Source organism: Streptococcus sp. S784/96/1 (assembly GCF_902729355.1).
Classification (GTDB): domain Bacteria; phylum Bacillota; class Bacilli; order Lactobacillales; family Streptococcaceae; genus Streptococcus; species Streptococcus caledonicus.
In genome coordinates this window covers 1-20,391 of the sequence record NZ_CACVCC010000029.1, presented here as the reverse complement: position 1 = coordinate 20,391, position 20,391 = coordinate 1, and the positions used below count along the sequence as shown (strand labels likewise).

The window sequence follows — 20,391 nt, the reverse complement described above, 5'->3', positions numbered from 1 at the left end:
TTGTTCATTTTAAAACAAAAACCATCTAAGCGACAAAATCAGTTTCCCTAATCGTCACTTAGATGGTCTATTTCTTTAAAACATCTCTTGCAAAACCTTATTTTTCCGATACTCTTCTGGCGTTTTCCCCTCATAATTCTTAAAAACTTTACAAAAATAACTAGTATCTAAGTACCCGCATTCTTTAGCGACTTGATAGACTTTTTTTGTTGGATTTTGTAACAAATTAATTCGTGCTTTACTAATACGGTAACTGATTAAAAATTCATTTATGGTTTGCTTCATCTCATTCTTAAAAAGAGTACAGAGATAAGTTTTGGTATAATTGCAAGCTTTTGCAATATCATCAAGATTTATATCATCTTGAAAATGTTGCTCAATATATCGAATAACTGCATGAATTGCATGGGAAAAATTAGAATCACTTTGTTCTACTAAAGGTTCTGTTGACTGTGGTAATTTTAGCAGTAATTCGTAACATCGTGTTGATAAGCCAATCGAATAATCTTGTTCTGTTTCATAAAAATTGACCATATTATGGAGACTTTCTTCAAAAGGAGTTTGGGCATAAAAATGATAGGCGCCAGATGTCGTCATCCCTAATTGTTCCAACAATATATGACTTAAGCTTCCTTGAAATCCTATAAAATCAAGGTGCCAATGTTCAGTTAGAGATTCATACTCATGCGGACAATTAGGATAAATTAAAAATCCTTCTCCCTCCCGAATAATGTGCTTTTTACCTTCAACAATAAATTCTCCGACTCCTTTACGGCACGAAAACCATTGAAAAAAACTCATACCTGTTGGACGATAGACACGTTCCTGTTTATGGTTAATACCAATAAGAACGACTTGTAAAGGTAGAGTATTGGAAGTGATCTGTGGAGGGATGATTGAAATCATAGCAGCTCCTTAATATTTTTTTATAAATAAAAATATATTACGATTTACCAAACTTGTCAACCACTTTATAATAATAAACAAGAATAATGAAAGGGGATTCACAAAATGATTCCAGAAATAAAATTACACAACGGTCACCAGACGTTATTTGTAAAAGGTGAGCCTTTCTTTTGCTATGCCGGAGAAATACATAATTCTAGCGCTAGCAATTTAGCTTACATGGAAAATGATGTTTGGGCCAATCTACAAGGCTTAAACATGAATACCATTATTGTACCGATATATTGGGAATGTCTTGAACCTGAGCTAGGGAAGTTTGATTACAGCTTAGTCGATGGTCTAATCAACCAAGCAAGAGAAAATGGTATGCACCTCATTTTTCTATGGTTTGGCTTATGGAAAAACGCGGAAAGCATGTATGTTCCATCCTGGATGAAGAAGGATACTAATCTTTATTTCCGCGCTGAAACTGTTAGCGGTAAAAAATTAAACAGTATCTCACCACTGTGCCAAGCTGCGGTTGAACGAGATGCACTAGCTTTTAGACACTTGATGGCCCATATTAAAGAGGTAGATGAGAACGACTCCACTGTCCTTATGATCCAAATTGAGAATGAAATTGGTCTTCTAGGTACTGACCGTGATTATAGCAAAATTGCTAACGAACAATTTAACGCATCTATTCCGACTGATTTAGGAACACACTTATCATTGACTGGAACTTGGACAGAAGCTTTTGGTGAAAATGCTCCAGAATTTTTTATGGCTTATCATTACGCTAAAGCTGTTGAAGCCATTGCACAAGCTGGTAAAGCTGAATATCCATTACCATTTTATGCAAATGCTTGGCTACGTCAATACCCTTGGTCGCCTGGTACCTATCCAAGCGGTGGCCCAGTAGTTGAAACACATCCTATTTGGAAAGCAATAGCTCCTAGTCTATTTACACTAGCTCCAGATATCTATGTGCCTTATGTTGCCCAAGTTATTGATGAATATGCGACTGCCGATAATCCTCTAGTCATACCAGAAGTTCGAAAAGATGCCACTACAGCTTCGTATTGTTTATATGCCTTCGCTCAACACAATGCAATTTGTTATTCACCATTTGGAATTGAAGAAATCACATTGCCTCCAGAAAGTGTTGACATGCCTCCAATGGCTGTTATGCAAGCTCTGAATATTGATCCCTCTGCTTTTAATATTAAAGATAGTGCTAAATTCTTATCAAAAAGTTATGAATTAGTAGAAAGTTTAAAACCATTTCTTTTAGAATCATCAGATAAGCGTCATTGTTTTATTAAACGCCATGAACACGATTATGGTAAATTAATTAGCCTTCAAGATTATAACGCTCTTATTGCCTACGCACCTCGTCAAGATAGTAAGCCAATCGCTTCAGGAGGAATCATTGAATTAACTGAAAATAAATTCATCGTTTTTGGTATGATGTCAACGATTACTTTCTCACCAAAATCTGGTGAAAATGTCCAAGTTGACATTATCGAGCTCAGCGAAGGACAATTTATCAATAAAGAATGGCAAAAAGGTCGGATACTCAATGGTGATGAAAAAATGCGTTTTACCTTACCTGAAACACCAAGTTGTTACTTAGTAGAACTCTATAAGTATTGATTTTTAAATTCACTTTATTTTTTAATTTTAATAAAGTACTAGAACTGTTGACTCAGCGCTAGTACTTTTTGATTGATGCGAATTTGAGTTTTTTAATAATTAATCCCCTCCCTCTAAGAAACCTCAGGACAAACCTTTATAATATGGTCAGTTATTTTTTAATAGCAAGCTCTCTTATAAGATAAATTGTCTCAGTTGCAATACATTTCCCTCCTCAAAAGATCTCCCAGACCTTTTAGGTCTCCACACAATCTTAGGATAGGTACTCATAAAAATACAATACTAAATATGGAATCTAAATAGCTATAAAAAGATAAGAGAAGGTGTTTTAATATAACTACAATTATGCTATTCAACTTATCGGTTTCATCTTTAAGACCTCTTGCCCTCATGAACAACTAAATCTCTATTCTAAAGTATAAAAACCCTAGGACTCTTCATTGAATCCTAGGGTTTCTTCTTATTACAACTCTTCAAGTCGTTTTTCTTGTGTAAGGTACACAACGCTGGTCAAACTTTCTTGTCCATCATTGACAAATATTTCAAGTGAGTTCTTATCAATCACAACTTGCAATCGTTTTGCTTTCACTGTTACTGCTCGGCGAGTAGTCTCCCATTTTTCTTCACCAACTAACTGATAAGCCAATTTGCTACGGTCGATGTAAACTTCTACTTTATCAGCATCATAACCAAAGGTCACAAAGTCTTCTGCTGAGCCGAGTCGGAAATGACGGCTAGCTTCTAATGAGAGATCAATGTAGCCAGCTCCTGCCACCACATCTCCCAAAGCTACTTTTGGAAGCTCTGCTATGCTTTCTGAAAGAACCGTCTGCTTCACTCGTCCATCAACAAGAGTCAGTTGACGAGGAAGGCTCATGCTACCTGCCCAGCTGTGGCGCAACTCATGTGGAATAACCGTACGTCCCCATGTGTGCTCCCAACCAATCATAATGCGACGTCCTTGACCATCCTCGAGGCTTTGTGGAGCGTAGAAGTCATGTCCATGATCAATTTCTTGAACAGATTCTAAGGTGAAGGTTTTGGTTTCCCAATCAACTGTACCAAGAACGGCCACAGATGAATTCAGGTTGGCAAAGTTATTACCTGCCTTTGGATAGCTCATTGGAGAAAAGATAAGGACATCTTGACCACCTAGACTAAAGTAATCTGGACATTCCCACATAAAGCCTTGGTCAGCTTCACCTTTAAGGAAGATAGATTCAAAGCTCCAGTCCACCAAATCATCTGAACCCAATAGCACAATGGTTCCGACATTATCTTTATGCTTAGCAGCAACTACCGCATAATAACGACCATCTTTTTCAAAAAGTTTTGGATCACGAAAATCTGCTGCCACCAACTCTTCTGGTAGAATTTCACCAGTCGCTACTGGATTTTCCTTAATCTTAGTAAAGGTCACACCGTCTGTTGAGTAGGCCATGTTTTGGATTTGACGAACGCTTCCATCTGGATCCACATTATGGCCAGTGTACATCAACCAGAGGGTATCGTCTTTGACAATGGCAGAGCCCGAGAAGCATCCATCCTTATCATAATCTTGGTCTGGTGCTAAAGCAACTGGTAAATGCTCCCAATTGACCAAATCTTTTGATTTAGCATGGCCCCAGTGCATTGGTCCCCACACGCTATCATAAGGGTAAAATTGGTAGAAGAGATGATACTCCCCACGGAAATACACAAAACCATTTGGGTCATTAATCCAGCCAATCGGTGCCGAAAAATGCTTTTCTGGTTTAAAGGTTGTGTCAAGAGCCTCAGTAGGCGCTTTAATATAAGCATTGGCTCTTTCCACAGTTAAACGTTCTGTCATAACTTACTCCTGTGATTTGAGGTAGTTATCAAGGTAGTCTTGTTTAATTTTCAACCAATCTGAAAGACCGTATTTTTCAAGCTCAGCCTTGTAGCTATCCCATTCTTCATCAACGCCACCATTTGTAATCCATTCTGCGCGTTTACGGGCAACAAAGTCCATCATATCTGCTTCAACTTGTGCAACTTTATCCAAATCTTCTTCTTCCATGAAGACACGTGGATAAATCATGTCATTACTCATGTAAGGTACATAGTATTCTTTAATCAAGTCTAAACGCCATGCAGCATCGTCTGGTTTAGTTGTTACTTTACCATAGTAGCTATCTAAAATTGCAAGTGGTCCACCAACTTCTGTTTTTTGACGAAGTTCAGCTGGTGCAGTTCCTTCAAGTGGCAAGTGTTTCAATGATTTTGAAGCTTTGTCAAATTCAAAGATATTTTGTTGTTTGTCATCACCATAAGTACCCCAGTTATTTTGAACTGATTGAACCGGCTCATACTGTGCGTCAATCCATTTTGCAGTCAATTCTAGGTTTTTGTTAGCACTTGTGATAACCATACGGTCGCGAGAGAAACCAATGTTATTTGTACGTGTTACGTTTTTCTTACCGCTTGGTCCAGCCAAAACCGGAAGAACATCGTAGTTACCTTTTGTACTTACATTGTTTTTATCCCATGTGAAGTAGACACCGTATTGGTTTTCTCCACCTTTAGCAATGTAGCTGTTCCAATCTTGTTCGAAAGCTTCGGTGTCAATAAGACCTTTTTCATAAAGGCTACGCATGAATTTAACACCTTCTTTATAGCTATCATTGTCAGCTGTAAAGTCTGCCTTGCCATCATTGCTTACAATAAGGTGATCATCATTATCTCCCTCACCAAAGGCCCCAAAGAGAATTTTGAAGTCTTCGTTACCACCATTGTTGATAAATGACATTGGAATTTCATCTGCCTTACCATTACCATTAGGGTCTTGTGTTTTAAAGGCTTCAAGAACTTTTACCAACTCATCTGTTGTTTGTGGCATTTGAAGATTTAATTTTTTCAACCAATCTGTGTTAATCCAAGCCATGTCATTGACACTGTGAATAGACTCTTTGCCTTCACCAAGTTCTTCAATCCAAGGGAATGAATAGATGTGTCCATCTGGCGCTGTGATTAGTGAGCGATACTCTGGATTTTCATCCAAGATTTTCTTAAGATTTGGCATGTATTTGTCAATTAAGTCTTCAACAGGAATAATAACCCCTTGTTTTGCCCAAGACATCAATTCCACATCAGACGCACCATCGTTGTGAATAGCGTCTGGAAGAGCACCAGATGAGATATCCAAATTACGTTTTTCCGCAAAGTCTGCTTGATAGTTTGTCCAGTCAATGTGAACGCCTGTTTGTTTTTCCATACGTTGGAAAATCAATTTATCGTTAGGGTCTTCTGGAGCCAATGTTGAGCTACCTGTGATGAATTTAAGAGTAACTTCATCTTTGAGTGGGAATTTGACATTTTCCAATTTGTAGTCTGGACTCGCTGCTGAATCTTTAGAACCACAAGCTGTAAGAGCTAAACCTGCTGCAGCTGTCGCAACAACGAGCATTGAACGTGTCATCCATTTGTTTTTCATGAGAAAACTCCTTTATGTTTTTTCTATATTAAATAATAACGATTTGAGAAGAGATTACCCTTTGAGTGAACCAGCCATAATACCTTTGTCGAAGTATTTTTGGAAGAATGGGTACATTACAATCAATGGGAGACTTGAAATGATGATAGTTGCATATTTAACCATTTCAGCAATTTTCTTCAATTCATTCATAGCTGCTTGCGCACCAATCATATTGGCACTGACTTCATTTTGAATCAAGATGTTGCGAAGAACCAATTGAAGAGGTGCAAGGTCTGGATCCTTGATGTAAATCATGGCATCAAAGTAAGAATTCCATTGTCCTACAAAGGCATAGAGAAAAAGAACAAACATGATTGGTTTTGCTAGTGGTAACATGATTTTTACAAAGATTTGGAAATCATTGGCACCATCAATAACAGCTGCCTCTACCAATTCTTCAGGAATCCCTTGGAAGTAAGTTCTTGCAAGGATAATGTTCCAAACATTAACTGCACCTGGAACGATAATAGCCCAGACTGTGTTGAGCATACCCAAATTTTTAATGAGCAAGTAAGTTGGAACTAAGCCACCACCAAAGAACATGGTGAAGATTAGGAAGTAATTGATCCATTTGCGCCCAACTAAATCTTTACGAGAAAGAGGATAGGCTGTCAAAACTGAAATGGCTACTGTCAAAATAGCAAAGCCTGTTGAATAAATGAGTGAGTTGATAAAACCTCGTAAGATAGAATCATCACCAAAAACTTTTAGATAACCTTGAACGGTCCAATCATCTGGATTAAAACTAATACCTTTGACAGCTAACACCTGCGGATCCATGAAGGAAGCCACTAGAATGTAGGCCATCGGTACAACTGTAATCAAAACCAAACCTGCGATTAAAATTTTATTAAGGAATAAAATTTTTCTGTCAAAGTCGGTATATAATTTTGTATTCATAGTAACCTCCTAGAGTCCTTCACCATCATTTAGGTGTTCAACGATTTTATTAACAGAGAAGAGTAGAATCATGTTAATCACTGAGTTAAACAAACCAACCGCTGTTGAGTATGAGTAATCCCCTGAAACAAGGCCGACCTTGTATACATAAGTTGAAATGATTTCAGAAGCGGTTAAGTTCAAGCTAGTCTGCATCAAGAAAGCTTTTTCGTATCCAACACTCATAATATTACCAGCTGCCAAGATAAATTGGATAACAATAATTGGTTTCAAGGCTGGTAAATCAATGTGACGGATACGTTGGAAAATATTGGCCCCATCAAGCTGTGCTGCTTCAATCAGCGACGTATCTACATTGACCAAAGTCGCTGTGTAAAGTGTTGAAGCCCACCCCATACCTTGCCAAATACCACTAAAGATATATAATGGTCTGAAGTAATCTGGTTCTGTCATAAAGTTTGTCTTAAGGCCAAAGTGCGCGAGGATTCCATTTACAGGTCCCTCTGCTGAGAAGAAAAGGAAAATCATACCGACAATAACAATAACTGAGATAAAGTTTGGTGCGTATAGGATAAGCTGAATACGTTTCTTAGCCTTATCACTAATCAATAGGTTAAGCATAATGGCAAGGATAATTGGCGGGAAAAATCCTAAAATAAGCCCATAAACACTTAATTTCAAGGTATTTCCCAAAAGAACCATAAAGTTTGGTGAAGAGAGAAATTTAGTAAACTCTGTAAAACCTACCCAATCACTCCCCATAACACCTTTTAATGGGTTAAAATCTTTAAAGGCAATTAAGACCCCATACATAGGGATATAGCGAAAGATAAAGGTTAGTAAAAGTCCTGGTAAAAGCATCAAGAGCAAGAAACGTTGACGCTTAATGCGTTCCCATAAACCAGTATTTTTAGCACTAGCAACAGCCATAGGTCCTCCTTTTTTGAAACGTTTCATTTTTCAAAAAATAGATGGAGGTCTTTGTCTCCAAAAACCTTTGAAACGTTTCATTTTTTGTTAAATAAAAATTGCATCATTTGATTACAGTAATATCTTATCATTGTAAGCGATTTCTGTCAACAGATTTTATAAAAAATTAATTTTTTGTCGTAGGCCCTTCCATAAAAGAAATCGGTAACACAGACTGCACCTTATGGGGCACACCATCTATAATACTTAGCAAAATTTGAACAGCTTCTTTAGCCATATCCTCCAAAGGTTGCTTAATCGTACTCACTGGATTTTTTCGTTCCATCGCTAAACGAATTCCGTCATACCCAATCACTTGAACATCTTCTGGGACACGTTTACCCAATTGTCTTAAAATTTCGATAACGTCTAATGCCAAGAAGTCATTAATCGTGAAAATGCCATCAATAGCCGGATGCTCTTCCAAAAAATCTCTAACTTGTTCTTTGGTATCTCCCATATCCTCATCATAGTCTAAAACATGACAGTTTTTTCCTAACTCTTCAAGGAACTGCTTAAAATATCTGTGACGATTTTTGGTTTCATTGGTCGTCTGATTATGCCCACCAATAAAAGCTAACTGCTGACACCCTTTTTCAAGTAATATTTTTGCAGCTAAACGACCACCCGCCTTATTATCAGAAGTCACGCAGGCAATGTTTTTATTGTCATAAGTACGGTCAATACTCACAAATGGAATATTGGTCGTTAAATAATCTTCGATTGGGCTATAAGTAATCGCAATAATCCCATCCACCTTATTTTGCTGGAGCATGGTGATGTATTCAATTTCCTTTTTGGACCCGGAAATATTGCAGAGCAACATTTTATAATTCTGGTTGCTCAGCTCATTTTCCACATAGTAAGCAAACTCAGCAAAAAATGGATGCCAAATTGTTGGAATAATCAAGGCAACTGTCTCAGTCTTATTTTTTTTCATGCCACGCGCATAGGCATCTGGAATATAATTGAGCTCTTCAATAGCAGATTTAACTTTTGTTAAGGTTAACTCTTTAATTCCATTTTCATTATTAATCACACGCGAAACTGTTCCCACGCTAACCCCAGCTAACTTAGCAACATCTTTCATCGTAATTGATTTTTTGACAGGTCCCACGCTAAATGTATCCTTTCCCCAATTAGTTTTCATCATTTTATCATTTTTGAAACCGTTTGCCAATATTTTTCCTGTTTTTTTGAAAGCTTTTTCAAAGAAAATCATTTCATGATAGCTAAAAACGCCTGAGAATGGTTCAGGCGTAGACATCAGTTATGTGTTCTTTCCTCACTCTGCCGTCCACTAAGCATCTTAGTCAACAGGATAACGAAAAATATTAAAAGAATAAAAATAACTGTAGGGAGCCACATTCCAACAATACTTCGTATCTCACCATTGATTGTCTCTGCAATTTTTTCAACAATCAAAAACATCAGTCCATTGAAAAGTAATGAGACCAGTACAACAAGCATCGACTGTCTAATCCCCTCCCAAACATGGATAACCAACAGCTGGCTCTTAGAAACTCCTAAAATTTGTAATTGCTGAATATCTCTTTTTTCCTGACTACTTGACAGGATTGTAATTGAAATAGCATTGGCTAAAATCAATAGAATTGGTGTCAATAAATAAGCAATAAAAGAGATGATACTTTCCCTAACGCTGTCGGAAGCATTTCTAGCAGATAGATTTTGAGTAATGAGAATAAATCCCGAAACCAAGGTCAATCCCATAGCCATGGATGACTGTAGCGTTTTTAAATAGAGAGGATAATGGAGTAGTTGCCACCCGCTAATAATATCACCAAAACTTTTTGGATAGGGTAATAATTGGCTCAAACGAATAAAAAATATTTGTAATCTTGGTGTCACCACTTGTATGACTAATAAATTCAAAAGTAGAAGAACTAATGTCAGACTTGAATTTCTAATCAAGTTATCTTTTGATTGAATGTCATTCATGGCTAATAGGAAATAGACAAGCGCCAGCCATGTTCCTAAAATGGAAATAATCTTCACAGTAGAAATAACTTTTGATAACCGTGATGTCTTCACAAATTTCATGGTAAATAAACTGCCTTGCTTGATGACTTTATAAGCATAGAAACAACCCGCAAGCCCAGCTATCACTGGAACCAGTAGCGAACCTACTATTAAATCAAGAAGATTAACAACAATCGCCACATCTGGCAACTCTTCCTTGCCAATCAACAATTGCATCAGCTGATAATAAGGACCAACACTGACCGTTCCAAGTCCCAGACCAACTACACTGACCAAAAAAGCAATTACAAAAAGTTGGGCTCCCATTAATAAGGATAGCTGGATATCGCTAGCCCCTAAAATTGACCAAAGTTGATAATCTTTTTTAAAAAGTTCAATCAAAAATGTCATCAAATTAGAAACCAGTAAAAATAAGGTAACTCCACCAAAAAAAATGAACATCTTGAAAAGCATCTCACCATTGTAGGATACTCCTAATGTACTTCTAATCCCAATAACAGACATTCCAACAAGAATACTTGAAACCAACAACAGAGGAATCGTTCCTAACCACTGTTTCTTAGAATATAAAAATTGGTAATAAATCAATCTCAGCATCTTCTCACCCTACTTTCCAGTCGTACCGACTTCCAAAGCTTGATAAAGCTCTGAGGCAGAAGGCGTTTCAATAATTTGTGCTATCAGACCATCTTTTAAAATAAGAGATTTATCGGTATATGATGCCAGCTCTAAATCATGCGTCACCATCAAGACACATTTCCCTTGGTGTGTCAGCTCTCGCAGTAATTCAAAAATAGCTTGTCGAGAGTTACTATCTAAAGCACCGGTTGGTTCATCCGCTAAAATAATACGACTATTAGATAAAATGGCTCTAGCAATCGCTACTTTTTGTTGTTCACCACCAGATAAATTTTCTACCTTAGCATTGATATCTGCCTCAAAATTCATTTGTTGAAGCAAGTTAATCACTTCTTGCCTATTGATTGGTTTATGCCCCAAACGTAAAGGAAGTACAATATTTTCAAAAACAGGCAGGGCTGGAACTAGGTTGTAGGATTGGAAAATAAGCGATACTTCTTCACGTCTAAAGGCAGCTAATTTATTACTATTTAACTTATAAGGATTGATGCCGTTTATATAGACTTCTCCAGAAGTTGGTTTTAACAGACTAGCTATAGCTTTCAACAATGTTGATTTTCCCGAACCACTAACTCCCAATATTGAGATAAATTCTCCATAACTCGACGAAAAACTAATGTCTTTCAAAATGGGTAATTTCTTACCTTTATTTAGTTCAAACGTCTGAGATAAATGAGTGACTTCAATGGCAACAGATTCCATAACCTTACTCCTTACTATTGATATGAGTGTTGAGTGTTAAGTCAACACTTGTTAGACTTAGTATAACAAACTTTTTAAAGTTGTTACTTCTCTTTATATATTATATTAGATAGTCTTGACTAACAATCCCTAATCAAACTCACCTTTGACCTCTACATTGTTAACAATAGTTGTCCAGCGAGGATCTTGTTTCCAGTTTTTGTCGGTGACAATTTCTGAGGCGACACGTCTAGCCTCTTCCAAGATATGGTAGTCTTCGACAATGTCAGCCGTTTTAAATTCTGGAATACCTGATTGACGTGTCCCAAAGATTTCACCTGAGCCACGCATTTTGAGGTCCTCTTCTGCCAAGACAAAACCGTCAGTCGTCTCAACCATGGCAGACATCCTCTTTTTACCGACTTCATTTTTAGGATTGGCCACTAAAACACAGTAGGACTGCTTATCGCCACGTCCGACACGTCCGCGCAGCTGATGAAGTTGACTGAGCCCAAAACGATCGGCATCCATAATGACCATAACTGTAGCATTGGGAACGTTAACCCCTACTTCGATGACGGTCGTTGATACTAAAATTTGTGACTTTTTAGCTTTAAAGTCCTGCATGATTTGGTCTTTATCGTCATTTTTCATCCGACCGTGCATAAGGGCGACTGTGGCGGTATCACTAAAATAAGCCGTTAATTCTTCATGCAGAGCTACTGCATTTTTCAAATCCATCGCCTCAGACTCTTCGATAAGAGGAGAGATAAAGTAGGCCTGCGACCCCTTGGCTAATTCACCTTTTAACCAGTCCAAAACCGTCTCTAATTGCTGGTGCTTGACCCATCTGGTGACAATAGGCTTGCGCCCAGCAGGGAGTTCATCAATGATGGACACATCCATCTCTCCAAAGGCTGTAATGGCAAGGGTCCTTGGAATTGGCGTTGCTGTCATCATGAGTACATCAGGATTGTTCCCCTTTTCACGGAAAATACGGCGTTGATTCACCCCAAAACGATGCTGTTCATCGGTGATAACCAAACCAAGATTGTGGTAGGTCACAGCGTCCTGAATCAGCGAGTGCGTCCCCACAATCATCTCCACCGAACCATCCGCAATACCAGCTAGAGCCGCCTTTTTCACTGCCGCTTTCATCCCAGAGGTCAAAAGAGCGACATTGAGCTCTGGAAATAAATTGGTTAAGCTCTCAAAATGTTGCTCGGCTAAAATCTCTGTTGGAACCATAAGAGCAGACTGAAGTCCAGCCGTATGAGCAGCGTACATGGCAAGACTAGCAATAACGGTCTTACCAGACCCCACATCTCCCTGCAAGAGACGATTCATATGGGCACCTGATGCCATATCAGCTAAAATTTCAGACAAACTCCGTTCCTGAGCTTTGGTTAAGGGAAATGGCAGAGCAGCAATCTTATCAGCCACTTTCTGCTTGTCATAGGAAATAGCTAGTCCATTTGTCTCAGATTTGTTTTCTACCTTTAAAAGCTGTAAACGCATTTGGAAATAAAAGAGTTCTTCAAATTTGATACGACGTAGAGCCTGTTTGTATTCTGCCAAATCTTTGGGAAAATGCATGGCACGCACCGCTTCCTGGCGTCCCAGTAGACGATAATTCATCAGAAAAACATCTGGTAGATTCTCTTTAATTTCTTCTAAGGCACCTCTCTCAAAAGCTGCTTTAATAGCTTTGACAAGAGCAGTCTGCGAGATTCCTTGGGCAACATGATAGACTGGCTGCATGTCATCTTCCACCTGAGCCAAAATCTTCATCCCCATCACCGCAGACTTTTTCTCTTCCCATTTCCCAAAAATAGCTACCTCAGTCCCAAGCTCAATTTTATCAGCAAGGTAAGGCTGATTGAAAAACGAAACAGCAACAACGGCTTCGCCCTGCTTTATCTTAAAGGAAAGACGGTTCCGCTTAAAACCGTAGTACTGGACATTGGCTGGCGTAACGACTGTCCCTGTAATAACAGCTTTTTCGCCATCCAGTAACTCAAAAACAGACTTACTCTTAAAGTCTTCATAACGAAAAGGGTAATAAAGCAACAAATCCTCGATGGTATAAAGACCAAGCTTTTGAAACTTTTCCGCAGACTTGGGACCAAAACCTTTGAGCGTTGCAATTGATTGGTGTAATAACATAGTTTCATTATATCAAAAAGGACGAGAAAGCTCAGCTTCTCACCCTTTTTGATTTTTAAGATTCTTCAAGAAAATGGTAGTCAAAACAACAATTTTCTTTATTTGACGAATGATTAAGTGACAGGAAAGTTTTGACGGTGGTTCTAAGTTTCTGAACGGAGGTGGTGCCTATGAAGATAGTCACAAAATCTTACAGAGAGGAGGAACGCTTTTGTCAGCTAGTGACTTAATGATTGTCATCGCTTTTGCAAGTTTACTTGTAGATGTGATAGGACTAATCATTATCATCATTTTAGCAATTATAGACAAAAAATAACCGTCAGCAAACTTTGAACAGTCTGACGGTTATTTTTAATTCGTCAAATTGAACCACCGCAAAGCGGTCCTGTTGGCGATGAGTTCCAGCTCAACGCTTTTTTCTATTTTTAGGATACCAAAGCTTAATCAGACTGTCAAGCGATATCCTTTTTCCTGTTTATTTTGCTTCTTTAACGTCTTTTTCTTCTGGCAGGTAAGTTCCACCAAGGAATTCATTAGACAATTTTTCAAGTGTGCCATCTTCGTACAACTCAACGATACGTGTGTTTACAAATTTTTGCAAGTCGTCTTGACCATCCGCAAAGATGAAGTAAACGTATGGATTTGTATCTGCACCAAGGTCTGCAGCATCAAATTCAATCAATTCAATATTGTTAAGGCCTTGATCTTCAATGATAGTTTTCACGGATTGTGTTTCAAAAATCTTGTAGTCAAATTTACCACCATCAACACTTGTCAACATTTGTGTAATGTCTTCGTTAGTGTAGTTGATTTCAGTTGCTTTATCAGCACTTGCTTGATTGTATTTTTCAAGCATTGAGGCAGTTGATGTCCCTGCAACAACCTGACTCTTTTTACCTGCGATATCTTTGATTGATTTGATACCACTATCTTTATTTACAGCAAGTACAAGTGGGTTAGTCGCTGTTGGAGCTGAGTAAAGGTATTTAGCTGCACGTTCTTCACTGTAAGAGAAGTTATTACCAGCCATTTGGAATTTACCAGCATCAAGTCCCGTAAAAATTGATGACCAAGCTGTTTTTTTGTATTCTACTTCGTACTTGTCAGAACCCTCAAAGACAGCTTTTGCAACTTCAACATCGTAACCAGTCAAGTTACCATCTTTTTCAAATGAGAATGGTTTTGTTGTCCCTACAGTTGCAAGAACAATTTTCTCCTTACTTGATTCAGCCTTATCTGCAGCTTTTTCTGTTTTTTCATTTGAACCACAGGCTGCAAGCAAAACTGCTGATGCGAATGCAACGATTCCTAAAGTTAATTTTTTCATGTTAATCCTCCTAAAGATAATAAGACTATGATACCACGACGACATGACTTTGTATAATATTAAAAACCTATCGGAGCGATAGGTTTCTTTTATCAACAAAAATTTAAAAAGCCAGTCCTAAGACTGGTTTATTCTGCGGAGAGTGGGACTTGAACCCACACGGCCTAAAGCGGCCACAGGATCCTTAATCCTGCGCGTCTGCCAATTCCGCCATCCCCGCTCGGCAACATAATAAATTATAGCAGAGAGTCACCCAGTCTGTCAATACTTTTTTGTAACTTTTTCATATTTTCACTAAATTTGGATACATTTTTAAATCTAGTGTCCAAATATGTTTCAACATATTATTTTAGACAACTTGAAAGGTAGCCATAACTACCACTCATATATTAGTAATTTATCAGCTTACTTTTAAACAAAAGGCCGGTGAACTCAATACCTTCACAAAAAAGAAACCGAATAACCTCACTACCATCATCTCCCTGTTTCCACCTAGACGTGATATTTTGATATAATGGACACATCACTTTTAAAATCACAACATTAATCAAAGAGAGGTGGAACATGAAAAAATTAGGGGTATTCTTATTAGATACACTACTATTTCTAAGTCTGTGGTTCATCGGTTACAAAGTATTTACTAGATATTTCTACTGGTATGCTGTACGCCTTTTTGCACAAGGGCGACTTCCTATTCCAGACTTTCTCACAACCCCCTTTGTTGTGACCTTAATTACAACCTGTCTCTTTTTTCTTATTCGACCAATCTATGCCAAAGAACTCAAAAAAACGTCTCTCATCATTATCTATACCATTTATACATTTGCCCTTATTTTTGGATTATTTGGTAAAAATATCGGATTAAGTGGCTTTAATCTCTCTATTTCTGTTAGCCTTCAAGATTTATACTATGATAGAATTACAGTATTTCTCAATCTTATCATGTTTATTCCTCTAGGATTATTATTTAAACCAAACTTAAAACACAGCTTTTTCTTTCTCATCTTCATTTTAGGAGTCGAATGGACTCAGTATCATTTTTCTCTAGGCTATTTTGACATTGGAGATATTATTGCAAACAGCCTTAGCTTTCTAGTAGGAAACTGGCTCGGGTCTAGTTTACCTGGACGCTATATCAAATCACAAGTTCAGTAAAAAGCTGCCTCTCCAATTATTAGGAGGGCAGTTTTTATTTAGTCTAAGATTTTGGCACCTAGAACATTTTTAAAGTGATTAAGGGCAAACTGATGAGCTTCTTCTGTTATAGAAGCAATGGCAGAGCTAATAATTTCAATCTCGTAACCTAAATTATAGGCATCAACAGCAGTATGAAGAACACAAATATCACTGAGAACACCTGTTAAAACAACTGTTTTCACTTGACGTTCGCGCAAGCGGATATCCAAGTCAGTCCCAGCAAACGCGGAATAATGACGTTTGTCCATCCAAAACACTCTCGAGTCTGCTTTGCTATTAGCATAAAAATCAGCTAAAGGACCAAATAAATCGCGGCCAGAAGTCCCAGCAATATTGTGGGGTGGAAACAGCTTTGTCTCAGGATGAAACATATCTCCCTCGTCGTGGCGATCAATTGTAAAGAAAATATAGTCACCATTGTCATATGCTTCCTTAGTGACTTGTGCAATGCGCTCAGAAATCACTTGAGCGGGTTTTCCAGCGGTCAACTTCCCATCATCCGCTACAAAATCATGAGTATAATCAATTGAAATCAGCGCTTTTTTCATAAAATCTCCTTATTGGCAGAAAAAAGCTGAGAATTTCCCAACTTCTTTCTGTGTCATTTTATTATTTAAGCTTTACTCATATCCTTTAACTTTTTCAAAAATGCCTTCATTAATTACTTTGAGGTACGTCCCTTTCATACCAAGTGAGCGACTTTCAATGATACCAGCCGATTCTAATTTTCGAAGGGCATTAACAATCACTGAACGAGTAATGCCAATGCGGTCCGCAATAACAGAGGCCGTTAATCGTCCCTCGCTGCCATTAAGTTCCGCTAGGATTGCCGCTACTGCACGCATTTCTGAATAAGATAAGGTATTAATCGCCATATTAATGGCTGTCTGCTTACGAATTTTTTCCTCAAGATTTTCATTCTGAAGGTTCACAAGTTGAATACCAACTACTGTTGCTGCCATTTCAACCAAGACCAAATCATCTTCTTCAAAAGCCTTGTCATTACGCCATATAACCAATGAACCTAGTCGCATCCCCCCACCGTAGATTGGGGCAAATGTTGTCAAACCATCTGGATAAATATCTTTCGATTCAACAGGGAAGATGGTAAGAACATTATCAACAGGAATATTAGCCTCAGTATCATAAACACGGCTAGCAGCTCTTACATAGTCCTCCGGAAAAATACGATTTTCAAAAAACTCTTCCGTTCGGTCGTTATTAGTCTTGTATTTCAGAGAATAACCGAGTAAGTTACCACTTCCGTCAATGATACAGGCATTACAATCAATGATATCTGCTAACTGAGCCGCCATTGCATTATAAGGAAGTTCATCTTCTAAGCTGTCAATAGAGCGTTGCAAGATAGCGGTAATTTTACGCGTTTTTTCAAGTAGATTTGCCATTTCTCTTCTTTCCTTTTTTTAGTCGTGCTTATTATACCAAAAAGGCTATCTTTTAGCAACAATTTTCAGAAAATTAGATACAGTTTTGACAATTTTGTAAAATTCAGACACAGCAACAAAGAAAACCTTTTCAAAATCTAATTTTCTGGCCAAAAAAGCTGATCTAAAGTAACCTCTAAAACCTGACAAATAGCAATACAAAGATTAATCGTTGGATTGTAGTCTCCCTTTTCAATTGCATTGATGGTCTGACGAGAAACGCCCACTAAATCTGCTAATGCCTGCTGAGATAAATCTTTCCCAGCCCTCGCTGCTTTTAAACGTAAATTTTTCTTCATTCTTTATCCTCAAAATACCGAATAATCAATTTTAACAAGGTTGTCAAACCAGCAGCACCAAACCAAATCGCCTGCATAATAACGGAAAAGCTATCTTTTAAATTAAAATGTTCACTTGAAATAACCTTCCATGATAAAAACTCAATCAAAAGAATCACTAGGAGATAAATCACTTCTTCCCACGGCTTTTTCCGTGCTTCAAAATAGGCATCATGCCAAATACTGTAAACGATAAAAGGAATGACACCTCCAACCATAATCAGAAAGAGACTGTTTCTAAAGTCAAGCCAGGCAGGACGCTCTTCTACAAAGAATAACACCGTTGCAATAGCAAAAACACCCGCAATTGCCAGTTGATAGCCTTTTAATTGATAATATCGTTGACGCTCATCAAATGAGCTAAACAGCTCTGATACTCTCCAGATACCAGTCAAGATAATAAACACTATAAACATCCAAAGAAATAACATCAGTCTTCCTCCTCTCGTTTATCAAGATAGCGACGATAAGTAATTGAACTTCCCATTGCAAATAGTGATAAGCCTAAAATAAGCATTGAGCCACTGCCACCATGCGAAAAGAATTCATTTACATCCAAATGTTTTGAAACCATTTCCCAACCCGTCATCAAGATAGTGACCAACCCATACAACAAACAACCGATACCCATAAGATGACCATGTTTTTCAAAACGCGGATCAACCAGAGGGTGAGCTCCTTTTAACGTTGCATAAGTAACATTAACCCCAAGTCCACCAAATAGGATGAAAACAAACCAAAAAATCGGTGAAAATAAATTTGGCAACATGCTTGTCAGCAACAATCCAAGCCAAGCACTAAAAATCGTAAAGGCAAAACCATATTGATAACTCTTTAGTACAAAATGTTTTTGTCTCTCATCTAAAGCAACTCCTGTTTTTCCTCTTAATTGTTTAGCCATAACAATTCCTCCTTGGCTTCTGATATTTTTCACCTTAATCATACTCTCTAGACGACTTTTTATCAACTATATTTTACAAAATGTCGTGATTTTTCAAAAAATAAAAGACCTAAAGTCTCGAGCACTCTAAGTCTTTTTCTTATAATCATTGTTCACTTTAAAATTAAGCTGACAATACTTTGCGTCCTTTACGACGACGAGCTGCAAGCACACGACGTCCGTTTTTAGTTGACATACGGTGACGGAATCCGTGTTTACGTTGACGACGGATTTTACTTGGTTGATATGTACGTTTCACAATGAATACCTCCTCATAGATTTTCGTATTCGTTTAGCCGGCTAGTGTGATATCAGTTACTAAACATACCATAATATTCTATAAAAATTTGCCTTCCTTGTCAAGAACTATTTCCGTAATTCGCTGAGTTTTAGGTTGATTCTTCTTGTTTGTTGCTTTTCGCATTGAAAAATGACAAAGCTGATAACAAGATAAATCACTAAAAACTCGATAAAGAAAAATAGAAAGTTAACTTCTGTAAACCAACCATTTAAAGTCATCATAAGACTTACCCATAAAAAAATGAGGCTAAGGTGTAAAAGCTGTCGTAAACGTGGTGCCATTTTCAATTCATAAACATAACTAGAAAGTCCCATCAAGCTTGAACAGGCTGTTACAACCACCATTTGAGAACCCTTTTGAGTAGCCACCCCCATCAACAGAATCATCGCTAGATAAACTACCTGACCAATTCCAATACCACTAATCAAATAAACTATTGTTTTTTTCATATGGTCCCCCTACTTCATTACATAACGTCCTGTTAAAAAGACAAGAATATAAACGACTGCCGTCATGGCAATTGCAAGCCAATTAAACAGACTATTAAACGCCAACATTCCTGCTACCAATCCACAGACCAGCATCATGTGGAGTAAGCCGCGATAATTTTCCTTGATTCTCTCTTGCTCATAAACAATAGCAGTGAGACCTATCAGAGCACTCATTACCAAAATACTCACAATCATTTTAGCATTAACTTCTTGAACACTGATAAGTGCCAGCATGTTTCCAGAAAAAGATGCCTCTAGACTCATCAAATGCTGAATATTGATGATACTTTGCTTTGATACTTGTATCATGTCTTCACTGGATAAACGTTCTTTAAACCGATAGAGTCTATCTGTTGTCAATAGCCGACCTTCTAAAGTTTCAATAACCAATTGTGGACCATCCACTTCAATCACTATAATGTCAGTTTGCTTGACTAACTTAATCCTGTCCGGTGTTTTTATAGGTAGAATCTCTCTTGTTTGAACGCCAAATTTTTCCAAATAATTTACCATATCCGCAACTTCTTCATCATAAGTAGCTTTTGATAAGGTCACCTCAAGTTCCTCTATATTTTTCTCTTTAAATTGCCACTTCATAACTTCCCCCACATCGTTCTTAAAAGATATCTTTCATGCTCTTATCTTATCAAAAACTTCCATGCTTGTGGGCAAATCTGCGCTAAGTGGTTGAAATTGACTGGTGAGCGGTTAGGGGAATCAAAAAAACTCATTGAAAAAATCAATGAGTCTAAGTCACTCTATTTTCGACACCAGCACCTGAAGTTGGATTGTAGAGACCATCTGCTTCTCGTTTAGAAATTAGAAGATAAAGTTGAAAAGACCCCCTTATAATGGACAGTATAAAAAGTACTATACTGTTCTTATAAGGAGGTTCTTTTCTCATGGCTAAAAAAGGAAGTAAATTTACAAAGTATCCACCTGAATTCAAAATACAAGTA

General features: G+C 37.7%; 21 protein-coding genes and 1 tRNA gene. 2 read left to right on the top strand and 20 right to left on the bottom strand.

The window, feature by feature from the left end; translation table 11 throughout:
• Positions 1-75 precede the first annotated feature (75 nt).
• The gene (locus GZ996_RS09305; protein ID WP_162011901.1) at positions 76-906 is read right to left on the bottom strand and encodes a helix-turn-helix transcriptional regulator; all 831 of its coding nucleotides are present in this window, start codon (positions 904-906) and stop codon (positions 76-78) included.
• A 105-nt stretch (positions 907-1,011) separates the two neighbouring features.
• On the opposite strand from GZ996_RS09305, the gene GZ996_RS09300 reads away from it, so the two are divergent.
• Entirely contained in the window at positions 1,012-2,541 is a 1,530-nt protein-coding gene (locus GZ996_RS09300; RefSeq protein WP_162011900.1) for a DUF5597 domain-containing protein, read from the top strand.
• Positions 2,542-3,004: 463 nt separating this feature from the next.
• Here the strand turns inward: GZ996_RS09300 and GZ996_RS09295 are convergent, their stop codons facing one another.
• From GZ996_RS09295 to GZ996_RS09250, 10 genes are all read right to left on the bottom strand, one after another.
• Positions 3,005-4,372, bottom strand: a complete 1,368-nt coding sequence (locus GZ996_RS09295) for a glycoside hydrolase family 32 protein (RefSeq protein ID WP_162011899.1) — start codon at positions 4,370-4,372, stop codon at positions 3,005-3,007.
• 3 nt (positions 4,373-4,375) lie between these two features.
• Positions 4,376-5,995: an ABC transporter substrate-binding protein gene (locus tag GZ996_RS09290; RefSeq protein ID WP_162011898.1), complete on the bottom strand. Its 1,620-nt coding sequence runs from the start codon at positions 5,993-5,995 to the stop codon at positions 4,376-4,378.
• Positions 5,996-6,049: 54 nt separating this feature from the next.
• Positions 6,050-6,937 (bottom strand): carbohydrate ABC transporter permease, encoded by an 888-nt coding sequence (locus tag GZ996_RS09285; protein ID WP_162011897.1) that lies wholly within the window; start codon positions 6,935-6,937, stop codon positions 6,050-6,052.
• Positions 6,938-6,946: 9 nt separating this feature from the next.
• Positions 6,947-7,867: an ABC transporter permease gene (locus GZ996_RS09280; RefSeq protein ID WP_156806011.1), complete on the bottom strand. Its 921-nt coding sequence runs from the start codon at positions 7,865-7,867 to the stop codon at positions 6,947-6,949.
• 166 nt (positions 7,868-8,033) lie between these two features.
• Complete coding sequence (locus tag GZ996_RS09275; RefSeq protein WP_156806010.1) at positions 8,034-9,056, bottom strand: LacI family DNA-binding transcriptional regulator; 1,023 nt, start codon at positions 9,054-9,056, stop codon at positions 8,034-8,036.
• Between the two features lie 116 nt (positions 9,057-9,172).
• A complete protein-coding gene (locus GZ996_RS09270) occupies positions 9,173-10,504 on the bottom strand; it encodes an FtsX-like permease family protein (RefSeq protein ID WP_162011896.1) in 1,332 nt (443 codons plus the stop codon).
• A gap of 9 nt (positions 10,505-10,513) precedes the next feature.
• Positions 10,514-11,248: an ABC transporter ATP-binding protein gene (locus GZ996_RS09265; RefSeq protein ID WP_121835141.1), complete on the bottom strand. Its 735-nt coding sequence runs from the start codon at positions 11,246-11,248 to the stop codon at positions 10,514-10,516.
• Positions 11,249-11,377: 129 nt separating this feature from the next.
• Entirely contained in the window at positions 11,378-13,393 is a 2,016-nt protein-coding gene (recG, locus tag GZ996_RS09260; RefSeq protein WP_162011895.1) for an ATP-dependent DNA helicase RecG, read from the bottom strand.
• 475 nt (positions 13,394-13,868) lie between these two features.
• The gene (locus tag GZ996_RS09255) at positions 13,869-14,720 is read right to left on the bottom strand and encodes a transporter substrate-binding domain-containing protein (RefSeq protein ID WP_443255855.1); all 852 of its coding nucleotides are present in this window, start codon (positions 14,718-14,720) and stop codon (positions 13,869-13,871) included.
• Between the two features lie 134 nt (positions 14,721-14,854).
• Positions 14,855-14,940, bottom strand: a tRNA-Leu gene (locus tag GZ996_RS09250).
• A gap of 344 nt (positions 14,941-15,284) precedes the next feature.
• Between GZ996_RS09250 and GZ996_RS09245 the strand changes: the two genes are divergently transcribed.
• Entirely contained in the window at positions 15,285-15,875 is a 591-nt protein-coding gene (locus GZ996_RS09245) for a VanZ family protein (protein WP_156806005.1), read from the top strand.
• Between the two features lie 38 nt (positions 15,876-15,913).
• On the opposite strand, the gene GZ996_RS09240 is transcribed toward GZ996_RS09245, so the two are convergent.
• From GZ996_RS09240 to GZ996_RS11950, 9 genes are all read right to left on the bottom strand, one after another.
• On the bottom strand, positions 15,914-16,465 hold the full coding sequence (locus GZ996_RS09240) for a cysteine hydrolase family protein (RefSeq protein ID WP_162011894.1): 552 nt from the start codon (positions 16,463-16,465) through the stop codon (positions 15,914-15,916).
• A 72-nt stretch (positions 16,466-16,537) separates the two neighbouring features.
• On the bottom strand, positions 16,538-17,323 hold the full coding sequence (gene codY, locus GZ996_RS09235; RefSeq protein ID WP_156806003.1) for a GTP-sensing pleiotropic transcriptional regulator CodY: 786 nt from the start codon (positions 17,321-17,323) through the stop codon (positions 16,538-16,540).
• 137 nt (positions 17,324-17,460) lie between these two features.
• Positions 17,461-17,661 (bottom strand): helix-turn-helix transcriptional regulator, encoded by a 201-nt coding sequence (locus GZ996_RS09230; RefSeq protein WP_121836315.1) that lies wholly within the window; start codon positions 17,659-17,661, stop codon positions 17,461-17,463.
• Positions 17,658-18,131 carry a hypothetical protein gene (locus tag GZ996_RS09225; RefSeq protein ID WP_162011893.1) on the bottom strand — a complete coding sequence of 158 codons (474 nt, stop codon included), beginning with the start codon at positions 18,129-18,131 and terminating at the stop codon, positions 17,658-17,660. The genes GZ996_RS09230 and GZ996_RS09225 overlap by 4 nt, the downstream gene beginning before the upstream one ends.
• The gene (locus tag GZ996_RS09220; protein ID WP_161979962.1) at positions 18,131-18,601 is read right to left on the bottom strand and encodes a hypothetical protein; all 471 of its coding nucleotides are present in this window, start codon (positions 18,599-18,601) and stop codon (positions 18,131-18,133) included. Before GZ996_RS09220 ends, GZ996_RS09225 begins: the two co-directional genes overlap by 1 nt.
• Positions 18,602-18,764: 163 nt before the next feature.
• Positions 18,765-18,899, bottom strand: a complete 135-nt coding sequence (gene rpmH, locus GZ996_RS09215) for a 50S ribosomal protein L34 (protein ID WP_002885866.1) — start codon at positions 18,897-18,899, stop codon at positions 18,765-18,767.
• A gap of 107 nt (positions 18,900-19,006) precedes the next feature.
• Complete coding sequence (locus GZ996_RS09210) at positions 19,007-19,390, bottom strand: DUF3021 domain-containing protein (protein ID WP_162011892.1); 384 nt, start codon at positions 19,388-19,390, stop codon at positions 19,007-19,009.
• Between the two features lie 9 nt (positions 19,391-19,399).
• Positions 19,400-20,029 carry a LytTR family DNA-binding domain-containing protein gene (locus GZ996_RS09205; protein ID WP_162011891.1) on the bottom strand — a complete coding sequence of 210 codons (630 nt, stop codon included), beginning with the start codon at positions 20,027-20,029 and terminating at the stop codon, positions 19,400-19,402.
• Between the two features lie 151 nt (positions 20,030-20,180).
• On the bottom strand, positions 20,181-20,391 hold a 211-nt coding region (locus GZ996_RS11950), incomplete at its 5' end, for a hypothetical protein (protein WP_238386420.1).

Excerpts from the sequence above, each read along its gene's own strand:
- GZ996_RS09305 (WP_162011901.1), bottom strand. The coding sequence starts at position 906 with ATGATTTCAATCATCCCTCCACAGATCACTTCCAATACTCTACCTTTA.
- GZ996_RS09300 (WP_162011900.1), top strand. The coding sequence starts at position 1,012 with ATGATTCCAGAAATAAAATTACACAACGGTCACCAGACGTTATTTGTA.
- GZ996_RS09295 (WP_162011899.1), bottom strand. The coding sequence starts at position 4,372 with ATGACAGAACGTTTAACTGTGGAAAGAGCCAATGCTTATATTAAAGCG.
- GZ996_RS09290 (WP_162011898.1), bottom strand. The coding sequence starts at position 5,995 with ATGAAAAACAAATGGATGACACGTTCAATGCTCGTTGTTGCGACAGCT.
- GZ996_RS09285 (WP_162011897.1), bottom strand. The coding sequence starts at position 6,937 with ATGAATACAAAATTATATACCGACTTTGACAGAAAAATTTTATTCCTT.
- GZ996_RS09280 (WP_156806011.1), bottom strand. The coding sequence starts at position 7,867 with ATGGCTGTTGCTAGTGCTAAAAATACTGGTTTATGGGAACGCATTAAG.
- GZ996_RS09275 (WP_156806010.1), bottom strand. The coding sequence starts at position 9,056 with ATGAAAACTAATTGGGGAAAGGATACATTTAGCGTGGGACCTGTCAAA.
- GZ996_RS09270 (WP_162011896.1), bottom strand. The coding sequence starts at position 10,504 with ATGCTGAGATTGATTTATTACCAATTTTTATATTCTAAGAAACAGTGG.
- GZ996_RS09265 (WP_121835141.1), bottom strand. The coding sequence starts at position 11,248 with ATGGAATCTGTTGCCATTGAAGTCACTCATTTATCTCAGACGTTTGAA.
- recG (WP_162011895.1), bottom strand. The coding sequence starts at position 13,393 with ATGTTATTACACCAATCAATTGCAACGCTCAAAGGTTTTGGTCCCAAG.
- GZ996_RS09255 (WP_443255855.1), bottom strand. The coding sequence starts at position 14,720 with ATGAAAAAATTAACTTTAGGAATCGTTGCATTCGCATCAGCAGTTTTG.
- GZ996_RS09245 (WP_156806005.1), top strand. The coding sequence starts at position 15,285 with ATGAAAAAATTAGGGGTATTCTTATTAGATACACTACTATTTCTAAGT.
- GZ996_RS09240 (WP_162011894.1), bottom strand. The coding sequence starts at position 16,465 with ATGAAAAAAGCGCTGATTTCAATTGATTATACTCATGATTTTGTAGCG.
- codY (WP_156806003.1), bottom strand. The coding sequence starts at position 17,323 with ATGGCAAATCTACTTGAAAAAACGCGTAAAATTACCGCTATCTTGCAA.
- GZ996_RS09230 (WP_121836315.1), bottom strand. The coding sequence starts at position 17,661 with ATGAAGAAAAATTTACGTTTAAAAGCAGCGAGGGCTGGGAAAGATTTA.
- GZ996_RS09225 (WP_162011893.1), bottom strand. The coding sequence starts at position 18,131 with ATGTTATTTCTTTGGATGTTTATAGTGTTTATTATCTTGACTGGTATC.
- GZ996_RS09220 (WP_161979962.1), bottom strand. The coding sequence starts at position 18,601 with ATGGCTAAACAATTAAGAGGAAAAACAGGAGTTGCTTTAGATGAGAGA.
- GZ996_RS09210 (WP_162011892.1), bottom strand. The coding sequence starts at position 19,390 with ATGAAAAAAACAATAGTTTATTTGATTAGTGGTATTGGAATTGGTCAG.
- GZ996_RS09205 (WP_162011891.1), bottom strand. The coding sequence starts at position 20,029 with ATGAAGTGGCAATTTAAAGAGAAAAATATAGAGGAACTTGAGGTGACC.